The 17,896-nt window shown below is 65.4% G+C and carries 13 protein-coding genes; 6 read left to right on the top strand and 7 right to left on the bottom strand.

What is annotated here, in order from left to right; all coding sequences use genetic code 11:
- Window positions 1-190 precede the first annotated feature (190 nt).
- The 3 genes from rpoC to rpoB are packed head-to-tail and all read right to left on the bottom strand — an operon-like array spanning window position 191 to window position 8,917.
- Complete coding sequence (gene rpoC / locus U1872_RS19150; RefSeq protein WP_332794522.1) at window positions 191-4,483, bottom strand: DNA-directed RNA polymerase subunit beta'; 4,293 nt, start codon at window positions 4,481-4,483, stop codon at window positions 191-193.
- 13 nt (window positions 4,484-4,496) lie between these two features.
- Window positions 4,497-4,739: a hypothetical protein gene (locus U1872_RS19145; RefSeq protein ID WP_332794521.1), complete on the bottom strand. Its 243-nt coding sequence runs from the start codon at window positions 4,737-4,739 to the stop codon at window positions 4,497-4,499.
- On the bottom strand, window positions 4,736-8,917 hold the full coding sequence (gene rpoB, locus U1872_RS19140; protein ID WP_332794520.1) for a DNA-directed RNA polymerase subunit beta: 4,182 nt from the start codon (window positions 8,915-8,917) through the stop codon (window positions 4,736-4,738). The genes U1872_RS19145 and rpoB overlap by 4 nt, the downstream gene beginning before the upstream one ends.
- Before the next feature lie 326 nt (window positions 8,918-9,243).
- On the opposite strand from rpoB, the gene U1872_RS19135 reads away from it, so the two are divergent.
- Genes U1872_RS19135 through U1872_RS19120 form a run of 4 tightly spaced genes read left to right on the top strand, consistent with a single transcriptional unit; the run spans window position 9,244 to window position 12,036 of the window.
- Entirely contained in the window at window positions 9,244-10,470 is a 1,227-nt protein-coding gene (locus U1872_RS19135; RefSeq protein ID WP_332794519.1) for a hypothetical protein, read from the top strand.
- Between the two features lie 56 nt (window positions 10,471-10,526).
- A complete protein-coding gene (locus U1872_RS19130) occupies window positions 10,527-11,048 on the top strand; it encodes a DUF2975 domain-containing protein (protein WP_332794518.1) in 522 nt (173 codons plus the stop codon).
- Complete coding sequence (locus tag U1872_RS19125) at window positions 11,048-11,263, top strand: helix-turn-helix domain-containing protein (protein ID WP_332794517.1); 216 nt, start codon at window positions 11,048-11,050, stop codon at window positions 11,261-11,263. The genes U1872_RS19130 and U1872_RS19125 overlap by 1 nt, the downstream gene beginning before the upstream one ends.
- A complete protein-coding gene (locus U1872_RS19120) occupies window positions 11,260-12,036 on the top strand; it encodes a hypothetical protein (protein WP_332794516.1) in 777 nt (258 codons plus the stop codon). The genes U1872_RS19125 and U1872_RS19120 overlap by 4 nt, the downstream gene beginning before the upstream one ends.
- Window positions 12,037-12,215: 179 nt before the next feature.
- Here the strand turns inward: U1872_RS19120 and rplL are convergent, their stop codons facing one another.
- Window positions 12,216-12,593, bottom strand: coding sequence for a 50S ribosomal protein L7/L12 (rplL, locus tag U1872_RS19115; protein WP_010183774.1), 378 nt, complete (start codon window positions 12,591-12,593; stop codon window positions 12,216-12,218).
- 54 nt (window positions 12,594-12,647) lie between these two features.
- The gene (gene rplJ, locus U1872_RS19110) at window positions 12,648-13,169 is read right to left on the bottom strand and encodes a 50S ribosomal protein L10 (protein WP_332794515.1); all 522 of its coding nucleotides are present in this window, start codon (window positions 13,167-13,169) and stop codon (window positions 12,648-12,650) included.
- Window positions 13,170-13,614: 445 nt separating this feature from the next.
- Between rplJ and U1872_RS19105 the strand changes: the two genes are divergently transcribed.
- Window positions 13,615-14,793, top strand: a complete 1,179-nt coding sequence (locus tag U1872_RS19105; protein ID WP_332794514.1) for a pyridoxal phosphate-dependent aminotransferase — start codon at window positions 13,615-13,617, stop codon at window positions 14,791-14,793.
- Window positions 14,794-14,839: 46 nt separating this feature from the next.
- Here the strand turns inward: U1872_RS19105 and U1872_RS19100 are convergent, their stop codons facing one another.
- Complete coding sequence (locus U1872_RS19100) at window positions 14,840-15,169, bottom strand: hypothetical protein (protein WP_332794513.1); 330 nt, start codon at window positions 15,167-15,169, stop codon at window positions 14,840-14,842.
- Window positions 15,170-15,304: 135 nt separating this feature from the next.
- Here U1872_RS19100 and U1872_RS19095 point away from each other — a divergent pair, with 135 nt between their 5' ends.
- A complete protein-coding gene (locus U1872_RS19095; protein ID WP_332794512.1) occupies window positions 15,305-17,251 on the top strand; it encodes an AsmA family protein in 1,947 nt (648 codons plus the stop codon).
- 56 nt (window positions 17,252-17,307) lie between these two features.
- On the opposite strand, the gene U1872_RS19090 is transcribed toward U1872_RS19095, so the two are convergent.
- Complete coding sequence (locus tag U1872_RS19090) at window positions 17,308-17,514, bottom strand: cold-shock protein (protein ID WP_133190054.1); 207 nt, start codon at window positions 17,512-17,514, stop codon at window positions 17,308-17,310.
- Between the last annotated feature and the right edge of the window lie 382 nt (window positions 17,515-17,896).

Below are 17,896 nucleotides of genomic sequence, written 5' to 3'. Positions count from 1 at the left end.
TGCCGGGCGGGTGTCGTCACCCGTGCCCGCACTGCCACGGCGTTTCCGTGCCCCACGGAAATGGGCGTGCGGCGGCGGCGCTGCAAGGGGCGGGGGGCACGCTTGCCAGCCCCAAAGAAAAAGCCGCCGCCCGGGTGTCCCCGGACGGCGGCTTTTCGTCAGTTCAAGCGCGAAGCCCGAACAAAGAGGATCACTCCTTGTTCAGATACTCGCCGGCGTCGGCATCGGTGCCGGTGCCGCTCGTCACGACCTCGCCCAGCGCATCGTCGCCGGTGCCGCCGGCATCGCGCGGCGAACGCGCGAGCTCGGCGTCATGCTCTTCCTTCGCCGAATTGGGGGCGATGATCGAGACTTCGGCCATGCGACGCTGCGAGACGCGCATCGCCGCATCGCGCGACGAAGCGGTGACGCGCAGGCGGTTCATGCCCGCACCGGTGCCCGCCGGGATCAGACGCCCCACGATCACGTTCTCCTTGAGACCGGTGAGGGTGTCCTTCTTGCCCTGCACCGAAGCCTCGGTGAGCACGCGCGTCGTTTCCTGGAACGATGCCGCCGAGATGAAGCTGCGGGTCTGCAGCGACGCCTTGGTGATGCCGAGCAGGACGGGCTTGCCCTGTGCCGGACGCTCCTTCTTGCCGATCTTCGAGTTGATGTCGTCCATCTCGTCGCGATCGACCTGCTCGCCGGCGAGCAAAGTGGTGTCGCCGCCGTCGGTGATCTCGACCTTCTGCAGCATCTGGCGAACGATCGTCTCGATGTGCTTGTCGTTGATCTTCACGCCCTGGAGACGATAGACCTCCTGGATTTCCGACACGAGATATTCGGCCAAGGGCTCGATGCCGAGCACTTCGAGAATGTCGTGCGGATCAGGCGAACCACCGATAAGGTTGTCGCCGCGCTTGACGTAATCGCCTTCCTGCACGTCGATGACCTTCGACTTGGGCACCAGATACTCGACGACCTCGCTGCCATCCTCGGGCTGAATGCCGATCTTGCGCTTGGCCTTATAGTCCTTGCCGAACACGACACGGCCCGAGACCTTTGCGATGATCGCATTCTCCTTCGGCTTGCGCGCTTCGAACAGCTCGGCAACACGCGGCAGACCACCGGTGATGTCGCGCGTCTTCGCGCTCTCGCGGCTGACACGCGCCAGGACGTCGCCGCCCTGAACCATCGCGCCATCCTCAACCGAGAGCGTTGCGCCCGCGACCAGCATGTAGCGGCCGGCTTCCTCGGCGCTTTCACCCGTGAGGGTCAGGCGCGGACGAAGATCCTCCTTCTTGCTGGCGATGCCGCGGTTCTCGGTCACGACCCGCTGCGAGATGCCGGTCGCTTCGTCGGCCTGCTCGGTGAGCGTCTTGCCCTCGATCAGATCGACATACTTCACGACGCCGCCATTCTCGGTGATCACCGGCATGGTGAACGGATCCCACTCGGCCAGACGATCGCCCTTCGACACGATGTGCCCGTCGTCGAAAAGCACGTAGGCGCCGTACGGGAGACGATGCACCGCGCGCTCGCGGCCATCCATGTCCATGATCGCGACTTCGCCCGAGCGCGACAGCACGACGCGACGGCCGCGCTGGTCGGTGATGGTGCGCAGGTCGCGATATTCCATCGTGCCGTCCGAGAGCGCCTCGAGGTTCGACTGCTCGTTGAGCTGTGCCGCACCACCGATGTGGAAGGTACGCATCGTCAGCTGCGTGCCCGGCTCACCGATCGACTGGGCGGCGATGACGCCGACCGCTTCACCGATGTTGACCGGGGTACCGCGGGCGAGATCGCGCCCGTAGCACTTGCCGCACACGCCGATCTTGGTTTCGCACACCAGCGGCGAGCGGATCTTGCACGATTGCGTGCCGATCGCCTCGATCTGCAGGATCATCGGCTCGTCGAGCAGCGTGCCCGAGGGGATGACGACCTCGCCGGTCTTGCTGTCGACGATGTCTTCCGCGGTCGTACGACCGAGGATGCGCTCGCCGAGCGACGCGATCGTCGAGCCGCCCTGGACGATCGCGCGCATTTCCAGCGCGCGGGTCGTGCCGCAGTCGAGCTCCATGATCACGCAGTCCTGCGACACGTCGACCAGACGACGCGTGAGGTAGCCGGAGTTCGCCGTCTTCAACGCCGTATCCGCCAGACCCTTACGGGCACCGTGGGTCGAGTTGAAGTATTCGAGGACGGTCAGGCCTTCCTTGAAGTTCGAGATGATCGGCGTCTCGATGATCTCGCCCGACGGCTTGGCCATCAGGCCGCGCATGCCGGCGAGCTGCTTGATCTGCGCCTGCGAACCACGGGCACCCGAGTGGGCCATCATGTAGATCGAGTTGATCGGCTTCTCGCGACCCTTGTTGGGGCCGTCCTCATAATGCTTAACCGCCTTGATCTCGTCCATCATGGCGTTCGCCACCTGGTCGCCGCAACGGCTCCATGCGTCGATCACCTTGTTGTACTTCTCCTGCTGCGTGATCAGGCCGTCCTGATATTGCTGCTCGAAGTCCTTCACCAGGCCCTTGGTCTCGTCGACCAGAGCGATCTTGGCATCCGGAATGATCATGTCGTCCATGCCGAACGAGATGCCGGCCTTGAACGCGTGCTTGAAGCCGAGGCTCATGATCGCGTCGGCGAACAGCACCGTGTCCTTCTGACCGGTGTGACGATAGACCTCGTCGATCACGTCGCCCACGTCCTTCTTGGTGAGGAGGCGGTTGACGGTATCGAACGGCACCTTCGACGACTGCGGCAGGCACTCGCCGAGCAGCATGCGACCAGGGGTGGTCTCATAGCGCTTGAGGTACTGGTTGCCCTTTTCATCGGTCTGCGGAACGCGGCTGATGATCTTGGTGTGCAAGGTGACAGCACCGGCTTCGAGCGCCTGATGGACTTCCGACATGTCGGAAATCATCATGCCCTGGCCCGGCTCATTCTCCTTGAGCATCGAGAGGTAATACAGACCCAGCACCATATCCTGCGACGGCACGATGATCGGCTTGCCGTTGGCGGGCGAGAGGATGTTGTTGGTCGACATCATCAGCACGCGCGCTTCGAGCTGCGCTTCGAGCGAGAGCGGCACGTGGACCGCCATCTGATCGCCATCGAAATCGGCGTTGAAGGCCGAGCAGACGAGCGGGTGCAGCTGGATCGCCTTGCCCTCGATCAGCACGGGCTCGAACGCCTGGATGCCGAGACGGTGAAGCGTCGGCGCGCGGTTGAGCATGACCGGATGCTCTCGGATCACCTCGTCCAGGATGTCCCAGACTTCCTTGCGCTCCTTCTCGACCCACTTCTTCGCCTGCTTGAGGGTCATCGAGAGACCCTTGGCATCGAGACGGGCGTAGATGAACGGCTTGAACAGCTCGAGCGCCATCTTCTTCGGCAGGCCGCACTGGTGCAGCTTGAGTTCTGGGCCGGTCACGATGACCGAACGACCCGAATAGTCGACGCGCTTGCCGAGAAGGTTCTGGCGGAAGCGGCCCTGCTTGCCCTTGAGCATGTCGGACAGCGACTTGAGCGGACGCTTGTTGGCGCCCGTGATCGTGCGGCCGCGGCGGCCGTTATCGAACAGCGCGTCGACGGCTTCCTGCAGCATGCGCTTTTCGTTGCGGACGATGATGTCCGGCGCGCGGAGCTCCATCAGGCGCTTGAGGCGGTTGTTGCGGTTGATCACGCGGCGATACAGATCGTTCAGATCCGAGGTCGCGAAGCGGCCACCGTCGAGCGGCACCAGCGGGCGCAGCTCTGGCGGGATGACCGGAACGACTTCGAGGATCATCCATTCCGGGCGGTTGCCCGAATCGATGAAGCTCTCGACGACCTTCAGGCGCTTGATGATCTTCTTGGGCTTGAGCTCGGACTTGGTGACCGCGAGCTCCTCAAGGAGCTCCTTGCGCTCGCCCTCGAGATCGAGGTCCTGCAGCATGATGCGCACGGCTTCTGCGCCGATGCCGGCCGAGAAGGCGTCTTCGCCATATTCGTCCTGCGCGTCGAGGAGCTCGTCCTCGGTCATCAGCTGATACTTTTCGAGCGGGGTGATGCCCGGCTCGATCACGATATACGCCTCGAAATACAGCACGCGCTCAAGCTGCTTGAGCTGCATGTCGAGCAGCAGGCCGATGCGCGACGGCAGCGACTTCAGGAACCAGATGTGCGCGACAGGTGCTGCCAGCTCGATATGGCCCATGCGCTCGCGGCGGACCTTCGAGACGGTGACTTCAACGCCGCACTTCTCGCAGACGATGCCCTTATACTTCATGCGCTTGTACTTGCCGCACAGGCACTCGTAATCCTTGATCGGACCGAAGATGCGCGCGCAGAACAGGCCGTCACGCTCGGGCTTGAACGTGCGATAGTTGATGGTTTCGGGCTTCTTGATCTCGCCGAACGACCAGCTGCGGATCTTGTCCGGGCTGGCGATGCCGATCTGGATCTGGTCGAAGGTCTCGGCCTTGACGACCGGGTTCGCGAAGTTTGTGAGTTCGTTCATATTCTAATTCCCTCTAGGGGTTAGACCTGTTCAGCTGCGAGCAGTGAGGCGACCATTCGATGATCTCGACAATGGCGGCCTCGGCACTCTCATTCCAAATCGTGATCTGATCGTCGTAGAGATCAATGGAATGAGGCTGATCGTCCTGCAAAGTGACGATCGCCTCACCCTCGACCGGAATCGTGTACGTGTCGCAGAGCACCTCGATAAAGAGGGTCAGCGGCTTCGTGCCACAATTCCGGATCGGTATTTTCACTCCGCCGCGATCGCGACGCCGTCGGTGTCGAACTGCTCGGTGGTGGTGAGCTCGATGTTCAGACCCAGCGAGCGCATTTCCTTGACGAGCACGTTGAAGCTCTCGGGAATGCCGGCCTCGAACGTGTCGTCACCCTTGACGATCGCCTCATAGACCTTGGTGCGCCCGACCACGTCGTCCGACTTCACCGTCAGCATTTCCTGCAAGGTGTACGCCGCGCCGTAGGCCTGGAGGGCCCAGACCTCCATCTCGCCGAAGCGCTGACCACCGAACTGCGCCTTACCACCCAGCGGCTGCTGCGTGACGAGCGAGTACGGCCCGATCGACCGGGCGTGGATCTTGTCGTCGACCAGATGGTGGAGCTTGAGCATGTAGATGATGCCCACCGTCACGCGCCGATCGAACATGTCGCCGGTGCGACCGTCGAACAGCTCCGACTGACCCGACGAGTGCAGACCCGCCAGCTCGAGCATGTCGGACACATCGGCTTCGCGGGCGCCGTCGAACACGGGGGTGCCCATCGGCACGCCGGTCCGCAGGTTCTGCGCGAGTTCGATGATCTGGCCCGCATCGCGTGCCTCGATGTCCGCGGCGTAATGCTCGCCGTAAACTTCGAGCAGCCGTGCCTTGACCGCGTCGGGCATGTCGCCCGCTGCGGGTTCGGGGTTGGCTTCGCGCCATTCCTCGAGCTGCGTGTAGATCTGCTGACCGAGGTTACGGGCAGCCCAGCCGAGATGCGTCTCGAAGATCTGACCGACGTTCATGCGCGACGGCACGCCGAGCGGGTTGAGCACGATGTCGACCGGCGTACCGTCGGCGAGGAACGGCATGTCCTCCGCCGGCAGGATCCGCGAGATCACGCCCTTGTTGCCGTGACGGCCGGCCATCTTGTCGCCCGGCTGCAGCTTGCGCTTCACCGCCACGAAGACCTTGACCATCTTGAGCACGCCCGGCGGCAGCTCGTCACCGCGCTCGAGCTTGTCGCGACGATCCTGGAACTTGTCCACGATCACCTTGACGGCGTCGTCATACTGCACCTTGACCGCTTCCAGATCGCTCTGGGTCTTGTCGTCGGCGACAGCGAACTTCCACCACTCGTGACGGTCGACCGAGTCGAGCACGTCCTGGTCGATGACCACGCCCTTCTTCGGGCCGTTCTTGGGAACGGCGGTCGCGGTCTGGCCGAGCAGCATTTCCTTGAGGCGCGACCAGGTCGCACGGTTTAGGATGGTGCGCTCGTCGTCCGAGTCCTTCTTCAGGCGCTCGATTTCCTCGCGCTCGATCGCCATCGCGCGCTCGTCCTTGTCGATGCCGTGGCGGTTGAACACCCGGACCTCGACGACGGTACCAGCGACGCCCGGCGGCAGGCGGAGCGAGGTATCGCGCACGTCCGACGCCTTCTCACCGAAGATGGCGCGGAGGAGCTTTTCCTCCGGCGTCATCGGGCTTTCGCCCTTCGGCGTGATCTTGCCCGCGAGAATATCGCCCGGCTCGACCTCTGCACCAATGTACACGATGCCTGCTTCGTCGAGGTTGCGGAGTGCTTCCTCGCCGACGTTGGGGATGTCGCGCGTGATGTCTTCCGGCCCGAGCTTGGTGTCGCGCGCCATCACTTCGAACTCTTCGATGTGGATCGACGTGAACACGTCGTCCTTCACGATGCGCTCGGAGATGAGGATCGAATCCTCATAGTTATACCCGTTCCACGGCATGAACGCGACGAGCGTGTTCCGGCCGAGCGCGAGCTCGCCAAACTCGGTCGACGGACCGTCGGCGAGGACGTCGCCGGCGGTGATCACATCGCCCACCTTCACCAGCGGACGCTGGTTGATGCAGGTGTTCTGGTTCGAGCGCTGGAACTTCATCAGCGTGTAGATGTCGACACCCGACTGGCCGGCATCGATCTCGCCGGTTGCGCGGATGACGATACGTGCCGCGTCGACCTGGTCGACCACGCCCGCACGCCGTGCGGAGATGGCAGCACCCGAATCGCGTGCGACGGTCTCTTCCATGCCGGTGCCGACGAACGGCGCCTCGGCCTGGACGAGCGGCACGGCCTGACGCTGCATGTTCGAGCCCATCAGTGCGCGGTTGGCGTCATCGTTTTCCAGGAACGGAATGAGCGATGCGGCGACCGAGACGAGCTGCTTGGGGCTGACGTCCATCAGCGTGATGTTGTTGGGGATCGCCATCAGGAATTCGCCCGCCTGACGCGACGACACCAGTTCCTCGACGAAGCCGTTCGACGAATCGAGCTCGGCGTTGGCCTGCGCAATCGTGTGCTTGGCCTCTTCCATCGCCGACAGATAGACGACGTCGTCGGTGACCTTGTGGTCGACGACCTTGCGGTATGGCGTCTCGATGAAGCCGTACTTGTTGACGCGGCTGAACGACGCCAGCGAGTTGATCAGACCGATGTTCGGGCCTTCCGGCGTCTCGATCGGGCAGATGCGGCCATAATGCGTCGGGTGAACGTCGCGGACTTCGAAGCCGGCGCGCTCACGCGTCAGACCACCCGGTCCAAGGGCCGACACGCGACGCTTGTGGGTGACTTCCGACAGCGGGTTGGTCTGATCCATGAACTGCGACAGCTGCGACGAGCCGAAGAATTCGCGGACCGCGGCAACCGCAGGCTTGGCGTTGATCAGGTCGTTCGGCATCACCGTCGACACGTCGACCGACGACATACGCTCCTTAACAGCGCGCTCCATGCGGAGCAGGCCGACGCGATACTGGTTCTCGAGCAGCTCGCCGACCGAACGGACACGACGGTTACCGAGGTTGTCGATATCGTCGATGTCGCCCTTGCCGTCCTTCAGGTCGACCAGCGTCTTGATGACCGCGAGGATGTCCTCGGTCCGCAGCGTGGTGACCGTGTCCTCGGCGTCGAGGTCGAGGCGCATGTTGAGCTTGACGCGACCGACGGCCGACAGGTCGTAGCGGTCGGGATCGAAGAACAGGCCGCTGAACAGCGACTCTGCGGTCTCGAGCGTTGGCGGCTCGCCGGGGCGCATGACGCGGTAGATGTCGGACAATGCCTGCTCGCGCTCTTCGGCCTTGTCGACCTTGAGCGTGTTGCGGATCCATGCGCCGGTCGCGATGTGATCGATGTCGAGCAGTTCGATCCGGTCGATCCCGGCCTGGTCGAGCAGTTCGAGATTCTCGGCCGAGACTTCGTCGCCGGCTTCGATGTAGATCTGGCCCGTGGTCTCGTTGATAAGATCATAGGCGCTGTAGCGGCCGAAGATTTCCTCGGTCGGGATCAGCAGATCGGTGAGACCGTCCTTGGCCGACTTGTTGGCAGCGCGCGGCGAGATCTTCTGGCCGTTGGGGAACACCACTTCGCCGGTCTTGGCGTCGATGATGTCGTACATCGGCTTTTGGCCACGCCAGTTCTCGGCCTGGAACGGGATGATCCAGCCACCCTGGCCGCGGACGAAGGTCACGCGGTTGTAGAACTGGTTGAGGATTTCCTCACCGGTCATGCCGAGCGCGTAGAGCAGCGCCGTCACCGGCAGCTTGCGCTTGCGATCGATGCGGACGTTGACGATGTCCTTCGCGTCGAACTCGAAATCGAGCCACGAACCGCGATACGGGATCACGCGGGCTGCGAAGAGATACTTGCCCGATGCGTGCGTCTTGCCGCGGTCATGGTCGAACAGCACGCCCGGCGAACGGTGCATCTGCGAGACGATGACACGCTCGGTGCCATTGATGATGAAGGTGCCGTTGCCCGTCATCAGGGGCATGTCGCCCATGTAGACGTCCTGCTCCTTGATATCGAGGACCGAGCGCGAATCGGTGTCGGCATCGACCTCGAACACGATCAGGCGCAGCGTGACGCGCATCGGCGCTGCATAGGTGATGCCGCGCTGGCGGCACTCGTCGGTGTCGAACTTGGGGGGCTCGAGCTCGTAATTGACGAAGTCGAGCTCGGCGGTGCCGGCGAAATCGCGGATCGGGAAAACGCTGCGCAGCGTCTTCTCGAGACCCGAGACATAGCCGATCGACGGATCGGAGCGGAGGAACTGTTCGTAGGATTCGCGCTGAACCTCGATCAGGTTCGGCATCTGCACCACTTCGTGGATGTTGCCGAACACCTTGCGGATCCGGCGCTTTGCCGTGCCGCTCTCGGCGCGCCGCGTGGGCGTGCTACCGTCGATTGCCTTGGTTGCCATGGAGTTTTCTGCCCTCAAGCCTGAAATTCGGCCCGGAATCCACCGGGCGGGCGTGCAAACCGGAAACGACAAAAAGCCGCGTGTTGTCCGCGCAGGCGGAAAACAGCAGCTTTCATGCGTCTCGAGAAACCTCAACCATCAATACGATCGATGCACTGCGCGACGGCACATCATTTCCCGAAGGTTGGGGTGGAGTGCGCGATATAGGTGAGGGGCGGGGGCGTGTCAACGCACTCGGCCGCGACCGGTTGCGCTGCGGCGAACCGCTTGGCGCAGCAATCCTTGGCAGGCGAGCTTTTATCGCTATGCCCGGGCGCGTGAAACCCTTGCATCGTCTATCCCTCCTCGTCGCCACCAGCCTGACGGCGTTAGGCACCCCGGCGCTTGCGCAGAACAGCGTGACTCCGCAGCCGCTTCCGGGGCTCGATTCGTTCAGCCTGCCGTCGAACCGGCCAACGCCGCGAAGCGTGCCGACGCCAGAGCCAACCACCAATCCGCGTCCGGTCGAGACCGCGACCCCCGAGCGCGTCGCGCCGCCGGCCGCCGTGCCGACCGTGCGCACGACGCCGGCCCCGCGGCCGAGCGCCACGCCCGCCCGCACCCCGCCGACGGCGCGCGCGACGCCGACGGCGGAGCGCACCCCGGCGCCGCGCGCCAGCGCCAGCGCGACGCCGGAGCCAGTCGCCCCGGCGGTCCGGGTCGTGGCGCCGACCGCCACGCCCGCGGCAACGCCGACGCCCGCGCCGACATCACCGCCGACGCCGCAGCCCAGTGCCGCTCGGTCGGAAGCGCCCGCACCGGCATCGACCGGAAGTGCCTGGCTGTGGCCGGCCGTCGGCGGGGCGCTGGCGCTGATCGTGGCGACCGGCCTCGGCCTGTGGTGGCGCCGACGTGCGGCGCCGGACACTGCGATCTTCGACGAGGATAGCGACGCTATGCCCGTCGCGCCCGGCGATGCGGAGCCGGAAACCGTGGTCTCCGACGCAAGCCCGGTGCCGGCCGTCGTTCGCCCGCCGGTGGCGGAGCCCGCCCCACCCGTCATGGGACCGGCCGCACGCGCCGCGATCACGCTCGAGCTGACCCCGAAGCGTGCGGGCACCAACTTGCTCAGTGGCGCGGTCGAGTATACGATCGTCCTGCGTAATACCGGCGAAGCGATGGCAACCGGCATCCGGCTCGACATTCGCTTGCTGAGCGTGGGGTCGCAGCAGGATGCGGTTATCGCCGCGCTGTTCGCCGCGCCGATCGCGCAGCCGAAGCCGGCCCCCTTCGATCTGCCGCCCGGCACGGCCGTCGAACTCGGCGGAATGGCGATGCATCCCAAGGACGCGCTCGACGTGATCGAGGCGGGCGGCAAGACGCTGTTCGTCCCCGTGCTGAGCATCAACGCGCTCTATGACTGGGCGGGCGGCAGCGGCCAGACCGCGCGCTCTTACGTCATCGGCATCGACCGCGGGGCAGGGGGCAAGCTCGCGCCGTTCCGCCTCGATACCGGCGCGCGGATGTACGATACGGTGAGCGCGATCGAATATACGGTGTCCGCCACGCGCTGAGGCTCTTTACGTTTATCGATAATCAGCATATCGATAAACGATAAGGAGATTGGCCGATGGGGGACGATCGTATTCTGACGTTTGCGCGCAGGATCCTGCGCGCGATGATGACCGTCAATCTGCTGGCGACCGCCATCTTCGTGATCGCGGCGCCGGCCTCGTTCGTGTTCGCCGATGTCCTTTCTGCGCATCTGCTCGCGAAATACGGGCCGAAGCTCGACGTCGCGGGCGGCCTGCTCGCGCTGCGCCTGCTGGTGGTGATGACGGTGCCGTGCGGTATCGCGATCCATGCCGTCTTCCGTAACCTGCTGCGCATCGTCGATACGGTGCGCGAGGGCGATCCCTTCACCGCCGTCAACGCGACGCGACTGCGCGCGATCGGCTGGGCGCTGCTGGCGATCCAGCTGTGCGATCTGCTGCTCGGCGGCTTCACCGCCTGGTTCGCGCTGCTGCACATCCAGTTCTCGACCTGGTCGCCGTCGTTCGGCGGGTGGATCGCGGTGCTGATGGCGTTCGTCCTGGCGCACGTCTTCCGACGCGGCGCGGAGATGCGCGACGATCTGGCGATGACGGTCTGATGCCGGTCGTCGTCACGCTCGACGCCATGCTCCACGAACGGCGGATGACGCTGACCGAGCTCGCCGCGGCGGTCGACATCAGCGTGGTCAACCTGTCGATCCTCAAGACCGGCAAGGCGCGCGCGATCCGTTTCTCGACGCTCGAGGCAATCTGCATCGTGCTCGACTGCCAGCCGGGGGATATTTTGCATTTCGAAGGGGGAGATGAAGCATGACATTCTGGAAAGCGTTGCGCGAGACCTACCGTGGCAGCATCGCCTTCATGGTCGCGTGTCCGCTGTTGACCTTGGTTCCCGTGCTGTTCGAGATCCTGCAGCATGTCGTCGAGGTGAAGATCGGCCTATATGCGAGTGTCGCTGCAGCCAAGGCGCTGGAACATGATCCGTGGCGGATGGGGTTCGGTCTGCTGAAAGTCGCCGCGCTGACGCTGCCGGGCTATTGGATCGTGCGCTTTCTTGCCTGGCGCGATCCGGCGCGCGCGGCACGGCTCGAGACGCCTGCCGTGCAACTGTTCGCGGTCGTGCTCGCGATGCAGTTGGTCTCCGCGGTGCTGCAGCTCTTCGTCTTTTCGCGCAACGGGTGGGTGCTGCTGGCCGCGTTCGTCGTGCTCCAGATCGTCTCGGTCGCGTTGCATCCGTGGTTCGTGGCCGCGGCACTCGGCAACCGCGCGATCGGGCCGCGGCGGTCGGTCGCGATCATGCCGCGCCAAATCCCGTGGAGCTTCGTCTTCATGATCGTGGCGATGCTGCCACTCATGATCCCGCATTATGTCTTCGGCGCGCTCGCGATCATCGGCCCCAAGCCGCTGCTGTGGCCCATCCTGCTCGTCGATTCGGTGCTGGTCGGGTGGTTGTCCGCGGTCATCGTCGCGAGTGGCTTCGTGGTTGCGACGCGGGCGGCGGCGAAGCAGTGTGTCGACCTTGGCGGTGTTGGTTCGAGCGCGGCCGATGCCGTGCGCTCGGGGGCGGTCGGGGCGGCGTTTCCCTAACGGCGCTTCCATTTGGAAGCCGTCATGCAAAAAGGGGCGACACCTTGCGGTGCCGCCCCTTTTCTGTGGCAAGCCGTCATGGGCGAAGCCCATGACGTCGGACGTGGGGCGAGCCCCACGCCGTCCGGCTTTGCGGGAGTGCGATTTAGCTTTCGCTAAATCGTCTCTCCCGCTGCAGCTTACTTGACTTCGACGGTCGCGCCGGCTGCTTCCAGCTGCGCCTTGATCTTGGCGGCTTCGTCCTTCGACACGCCTTCCTTGATCGCCTTCGGAGCCGACTCGACCAGCGTCTTGGCTTCGGTCAGGCCGAGCGCGGTGATCGCACGGACTTCCTTGATGACGTTGATCTTCTTGCCGCCGTCGCCGGTGAGGATGACGTCGAATTCGGTCTGCTCTTCAGCAGCCGGTGCAGCAGCGCCGCCGCCAGCAGCAGGAGCCGCTGCAACAGCAGCAGCGGCCGAGACGCCCCACTTCTCTTCGAGCAGCTTCGACAGGTCGGCTGCTTCGATGACGGTCAGGGCGGAAAGCTGGTCAACCAGCGCGTTCAGGTCTGCCATGTGTATTCTCCAGTAAAATCAGTTCGGGTTTGAAATCTCGAAGGCCTGAAACGATCAGGCGTCCGCCGTGTCCTTTTCCGCATAGGCGGCGAGCACGCGGGCGAGCTGTGCTGCTGGCGCCTGGGCGATCGTCGCGAGCTTGGTTGCAGGAGCAACCAGGAGGCCCACGATCTTCGCGCGCAGTTCATCCAGCGACGGCATCGTCGCGAGTGCCTTGACGCCTTCTACGTCGAGGACGGTCGCACCCATCGCACCACCAACGATTTCGAACTTGTCGTTCGTCTTCGCGAAATCAACGGCCACCTTGGCAGCCGCGACGGGGTCGATGGACGTGGCCAGACCGACCGGCCCGGTGAGCATGTCGCTCAACGTGACGTAGTCGGTGTCGGCCAGTGCGATCTTGGCAAGCTTGTTCTTCGAGACCTTATAGCTCGCCCCTGCGTCGCGCATTGCGTTACGCAGCTTGGTCGACTGAGCCACCGTCATGCCGAGGTTGCGGGTGACGACCACCACGCCGACTTCGGCAAAATTGTGGTTCAGCTCGGCGACGAGCTCGGTCTTTTGAGCGCGATCCATGCCATTCTCCACGTTTGGCCGTGACCTGTGAGGATCACGACCGGTTACAAACCGGGCGCTGTTGCGCCCGATCAGTCCAGCGATGGGGAATGGGAGCGTCGCCCCGTTTAATGGAGGGCGGCAAACCGGGCGCGGGCAAGCCGTGCGCGGTGAAATCCTGGTCCCCGTCTCGGCAGGAAATTAAGACCGGGCAAATCCCGATCACCTACTGTCTTGGACGGTCCCGCCGCGCCGAAGCCCGACGGGAGAGCGCGGCTTTTAGCCGACGGGGCGCGAAAGTCAACGGGTAGCGGGGATTCGACGCGGTGCGGTTCCCAGGCGCCTTCGCCACTTTTTGTGTCCGGCACACTGGCTTTTGGTGCGAAACTGCGAAACACTCCACCCCAAGGACCGCCGAGTCCACGCAGGAAGGATCGCAACTCGCTTGAAGCAGGGGACCGATTCCATGACTCACGACTCTCTCGCCGTACCGCTCGCCGAAGACGCGCAGGACGATCTCCTGTCGCGTGGCTTTGCCCGTCGTGATCTCGCCCGGATCGCGGCGGTGTTCGGCGCCGGTGCGCTCGCCGCATCGGTCGGCCGGCCGGCGTTCGCATCGGGCGGCGTGCCCGATCCCGCACCGAGCGCGAAGGTGCGCATCGGCGCCAACGAATGCTGGACAGGCCCGCTCGCGCCCGGGCAGCGCGCGGCGGCGGCGATGATCGCCAGCGGCAACCGCTATTCGCCGCACGACGAGCGCAGCGATTTCATCAAGGCGGTGATGTCGGTCGAGAGCGTGCCGTTCGATCATGTCGCGCCCTGGCCGGGCTCGAGCGATCCGCTGTGCCGCGCGGTCATCACTTTCTGTTCGCCGACCAAGGGGCTCGTCACCGCCGACCCGACCTTCGAGCTGGCCGGTCGCACCGCGGCGTGGCTCGGCGCGCCGGTCAACGCAGTGCCGCTGACCGCGGACTATACACACGACGTCAAGGCGATGCTCGCGGCCAACCCGGCGGCCGGCCTCTATTACATCTGCACGCCCAACAACCCGACCGGCACCGTCACGCCGCTCGCCGACATCGAATGGCTGATCGCCAACAAGCCGGCCGGATCGATGGTGCTGATCGACGAGGCCTACACGCATTTCGCCGGCGTGCCGGTCGCTTCGTATCTCGCGGTCAAGCATCCCGACGTGATCGTGATGCGCACCTTCTCCAAGCTGTTCGGCATGGCGGGGCTGCGGATGGGCTATGTCATCACCAACCCCGCAAACCTCACCAAGATGATGCGCTATGACGGCGGGATGCAGTCGGGCGCGTTGCCCGTCACCAGCCTGGCCTGCGCGACGGCAAGCCTGACCGCCGCGCCGCTAATCGTCGCGCGGCGCACCGAGATGCAGAACGCACGCGGGCTGACGCTCGATCATCTCAAGGCACGCGGCGTCAGCGTCAAGCCGACCGACGCCAACATGTTCATGATCGACTGGAAGACCCGTCAGGCCAAAGACATGCAGGTCGCGTTCCGCAAGCAGAGCGTCGAGATCGGGCGGTCGTGGCCGATCTGGCCGACGGTCAGCCGCGTCACCGTCGGATCGAGTGCGGAGATGAAGGCGTTTTGCACCGCGCTCGACAAGGTCATCGCTTGACCTGACGGGCGGCGAGCGATCCGTCCCGCGCGCATGGCGGGGCGGGTCAGCCGTCTTTTGCCTCGCTGACCGTCGCCGCCGGTTGCGGCACCAGCCGCGTGTACCAGCGCGGATTGCCGTTGGCGTCGCGCTCGATATCGGGGACGCCGACCGGGTCGCGGCCGGTCTCGATCCAGCCCGCGCCGGCGCAGCGATCGCAGATCGTGCGCTTGCACCGGAAACTCACGAGATCGATCTCGCTATTCCATTGGCCATGACCCGCGCACACCGGGCAGCGCGCGTCGAGCGAGCCGTTGCGCGGCTGCAGCGGCACGATGTCGAAGGCATGCGGCGCTTCGGGGCCGGAGCAAAGGACGATGTCGCTGGCGTGGGGCATGGCGTCTCTCGCAACGGCTGAACGGGGAATGCAAGGCTCAACGTCCTTCCGTCGGATCGGGTCCGCGGTGCGGCGCGGTGCAACCGTTCGCTACGCCGGTGAAACAATCGGTCCGGATCGGTGTTTATCCGCGTGATGAACAGTTCCATTCCCGCATTCCCTGCTCCGGGCGAGCATCCCGCGCGCCCACGGCGTCCGCTCGCGCTGCGCATCGCGCTCGGCGTGGTCGCGGTCGTGCTGCTGCTTCTGCTCGCGCTCGGTGCCTTTCCGGTCGGTCTGATGCGCGGCTTCGTCGCGAACCGCCTGTCGGCAGCGCTTCACACCCAGGTCGAGGTCGGCGCGGTGACGCGCGACAGCCTGTTCTCCTACACGCCGGTCGTCGCGCTGCGCGACGTGCGGATCGCGCAGCCGAACTGGGCGGGGCAGGGCGACTTCGTCCGCGTCGGGCGCGCCAGCGTGCGCGTGCCGGTCTTCGCCTTGCTGCTCGGGCGCTTCCGCCCCGACCGCGTTGCGATCGACGGCGCGCGAATCGCGCTGGTGCGCGACGCCACTGGCCGGGCGAACTGGCAGCCCGACGGTGCCAAGCCCAAACAAGGCGGTGACAGTCGCCCGAGCCTGTCCGACCTGACCGTCACCAACACGCAGATCGTGCTGCGCGACGCCAAGCGCAAACTGGTGATCGCCGGTCCGCTCTCGGTCGATGCGACGCGCGGGCTGCGGCTGTCGGCGACCGGCAGCTTCCGCGACACGCCGGCCAAGCTTGATTTCACCGGCGGGCGGATCAGCGGGATCGATCCGACCGCGCCCTATCCGTTCACCGCGACCATGGTATCGCCCGCGCTGCGCATGGCGGTGCGCGGGACGACCGACGGCGTGCTCGATACGCGCCACTTCACCGCGAAGATCAGCGCGCAGGCGCCGACGCTCAAGAATCTCGATTATATGATCGAGGCCGGGCTGTTCGGCACGCAGCCGATCGATCTCACCGGCACGATCCGCCATTCGGGGCGCGACTGGTATGTCGACCGGATCGTCGGTGGCGTCGGCCGCTCGCGGATCGACGGCAGCGCGACGATCCACAAATATGGCATCCGCACCGCGATCGACGCGCGCGTCCATGCCACGCAATTCGATTTCGACGATCTCGCCGACAGCCAGGGCCGCGCCGAATCGGCCGCCCGGCTCGCGCGGATCGGGCCGCGCGTGATTCCGCCGACGCGGATCGACCTGTCGAAATTGTGGAAGACCGACGGCACGATCCGCTTTTCGGCCGATCATCTGCTGTCGGACGGCGGCACGGTGTTCAAGAGCCTGTCGGGCACGCTCAACCTCGACAACCGCATGCTGACCGTCAGCAATGTCGTGGCAACGCTGCCGAGCGGGCGGATGACGGGCACGGTGCGCGTCGATCATCGCGCGGGTCTGCCCAAGCTGGCGATCGACGTGCGGCTGGCCGGGGTCACGCTCGAGCGGCTGATCGGCAAGCCCGACATGGTGTCGGGGCTGGTGCGCGGTCATATCGTGCTGCGCGGGCAGGGCGAGACGGTGCGCGACGCGCTGTCGCGCGCCAGCGGCAAGGCGGCGATCGTCGCGACGCAGGGCCAGATCCGGCGGATGGTCGCCGATGTGCTCGGGCAGAGCCTGAGCGGCGCGGTCGCGCATGCGATCGGCGGTCCGAGCGAGCAGGTGCCGCTGCGCTGCCTCGTCGCCGACTTCCATGCGAGCAATGGCGTGCTGGTGCCAAGCCCGCTCGAGATCGACACCGGGAGCTCGGTCGGCCGCGGCGCCGGGCGGATCGTGCTCGATGGCGAGCGGATCGACCTGACGCTGGCGGGGACGAGCAAGAGCCGCGCGCTGCTGCGCATCGCCGACCCGATTCGCATCGGCGGCACGCTGAGCAATCCGAGCATCGCGGTCGCGGGTCTCGGCACGCAGGACAAACCGAGCACCGGCGGCGTGCTCAAGGTGCTCGGCCGCTCGCTCGGCCAGGCCCTGGGGTTGACGAAGACCGACCCGTCGGCCGGCGGATCGACGCCGCGCACCTTCGATTGCGCATCGGCGGTCGCCAAGGCGCTGCGCTGAGCACAAAAAAAGGGCGGCCCGGAGAACCGGACCGCCCTTTCTTTTAGCAGACGCTTTTAGGCGTGCTGCAGGTTCACAGCCGACATCTTGCCGCGCTTGTCCTGCTCGAGCTCGTACTGGACGCGCTGGTCCTTATCGAGCGTCGCCATGCCGGCGCGCTCGACGGCCGTGATGTGCACGAATGCGTCTTCCCCGCCGCCTTCCGGCGCGATGAAGCCATAGCCCTTGTCTGCGTTGAAGAACTTTACGGTGCCGATGGTCATAACATGATCCTTCTTGGTGGGCCGACGCGAATATCACGCCGGCTGTTGCCGAAATCAGCAGTGAAAGAAGGAAGATGGAGCCGCAAAGCGCCCAAGACCGTCGATTTGCGAAAGTAGCCCGGTCGCTCTAGGCGCCTTTCCGCGAAATAGCAAATCACGGGTGCAGGGTGGGAAGGCCGGCCCTTCTTCTCCCTCTCCCCGCTCGCGGGGAGAGGGTCGGGGAGAGGGGCAGTGCTGCGTTACGGAGCGTGACGCTTGTTGAGACGGGGGGGGGGGGGGGGGGGGGGGGGGGGGGGGGGGGGGGGGGGGGGGGGGGGGGGGGGGGGGGGGGGGGGGGGGGGGGGGGGGGGGGGGGGGGGGCGGGGGGGGGGGGGGGGGGGGG

The sequence above is a fragment of the Parasphingomonas frigoris genome (assembly GCF_036663815.1).
Taxonomy (GTDB): domain Bacteria; phylum Pseudomonadota; class Alphaproteobacteria; order Sphingomonadales; family Sphingomonadaceae; genus Sphingomonas.
The sequence above is the reverse complement of the archived record's forward strand: the minus strand, read 5'-3'. Positions and strand labels throughout refer to the sequence as shown.

Excerpts from the sequence above, each read along its gene's own strand:
- U1872_RS19105 (WP_332794514.1), top strand. The coding sequence starts at position 13,615 with ATGACTCACGACTCTCTCGCCGTACCGCTCGCCGAAGACGCGCAGGAC.
- U1872_RS19090 (WP_133190054.1), bottom strand. The coding sequence starts at position 17,514 with ATGACCATCGGCACCGTAAAGTTCTTCAACGCAGACAAGGGCTATGGC.
- U1872_RS19130 (WP_332794518.1), top strand. The coding sequence starts at position 10,527 with ATGGGGGACGATCGTATTCTGACGTTTGCGCGCAGGATCCTGCGCGCG.
- U1872_RS19100 (WP_332794513.1), bottom strand. The coding sequence starts at position 15,169 with ATGCCCCACGCCAGCGACATCGTCCTTTGCTCCGGCCCCGAAGCGCCG.
- rpoB (WP_332794520.1), bottom strand. The coding sequence starts at position 8,917 with ATGGCAACCAAGGCAATCGACGGTAGCACGCCCACGCGGCGCGCCGAG.
- rpoC (WP_332794522.1), bottom strand. The coding sequence starts at position 4,483 with ATGAACGAACTCACAAACTTCGCGAACCCGGTCGTCAAGGCCGAGACC.
- rplL (WP_010183774.1), bottom strand. The coding sequence starts at position 12,593 with ATGGCAGACCTGAACGCGCTGGTTGACCAGCTTTCCGCCCTGACCGTC.
- U1872_RS19120 (WP_332794516.1), top strand. The coding sequence starts at position 11,260 with ATGACATTCTGGAAAGCGTTGCGCGAGACCTACCGTGGCAGCATCGCC.
- U1872_RS19095 (WP_332794512.1), top strand. The coding sequence starts at position 15,305 with ATGAACAGTTCCATTCCCGCATTCCCTGCTCCGGGCGAGCATCCCGCG.
- rplJ (WP_332794515.1), bottom strand. The coding sequence starts at position 13,169 with ATGGATCGCGCTCAAAAGACCGAGCTCGTCGCCGAGCTGAACCACAAT.
- U1872_RS19125 (WP_332794517.1), top strand. The coding sequence starts at position 11,048 with ATGCCGGTCGTCGTCACGCTCGACGCCATGCTCCACGAACGGCGGATG.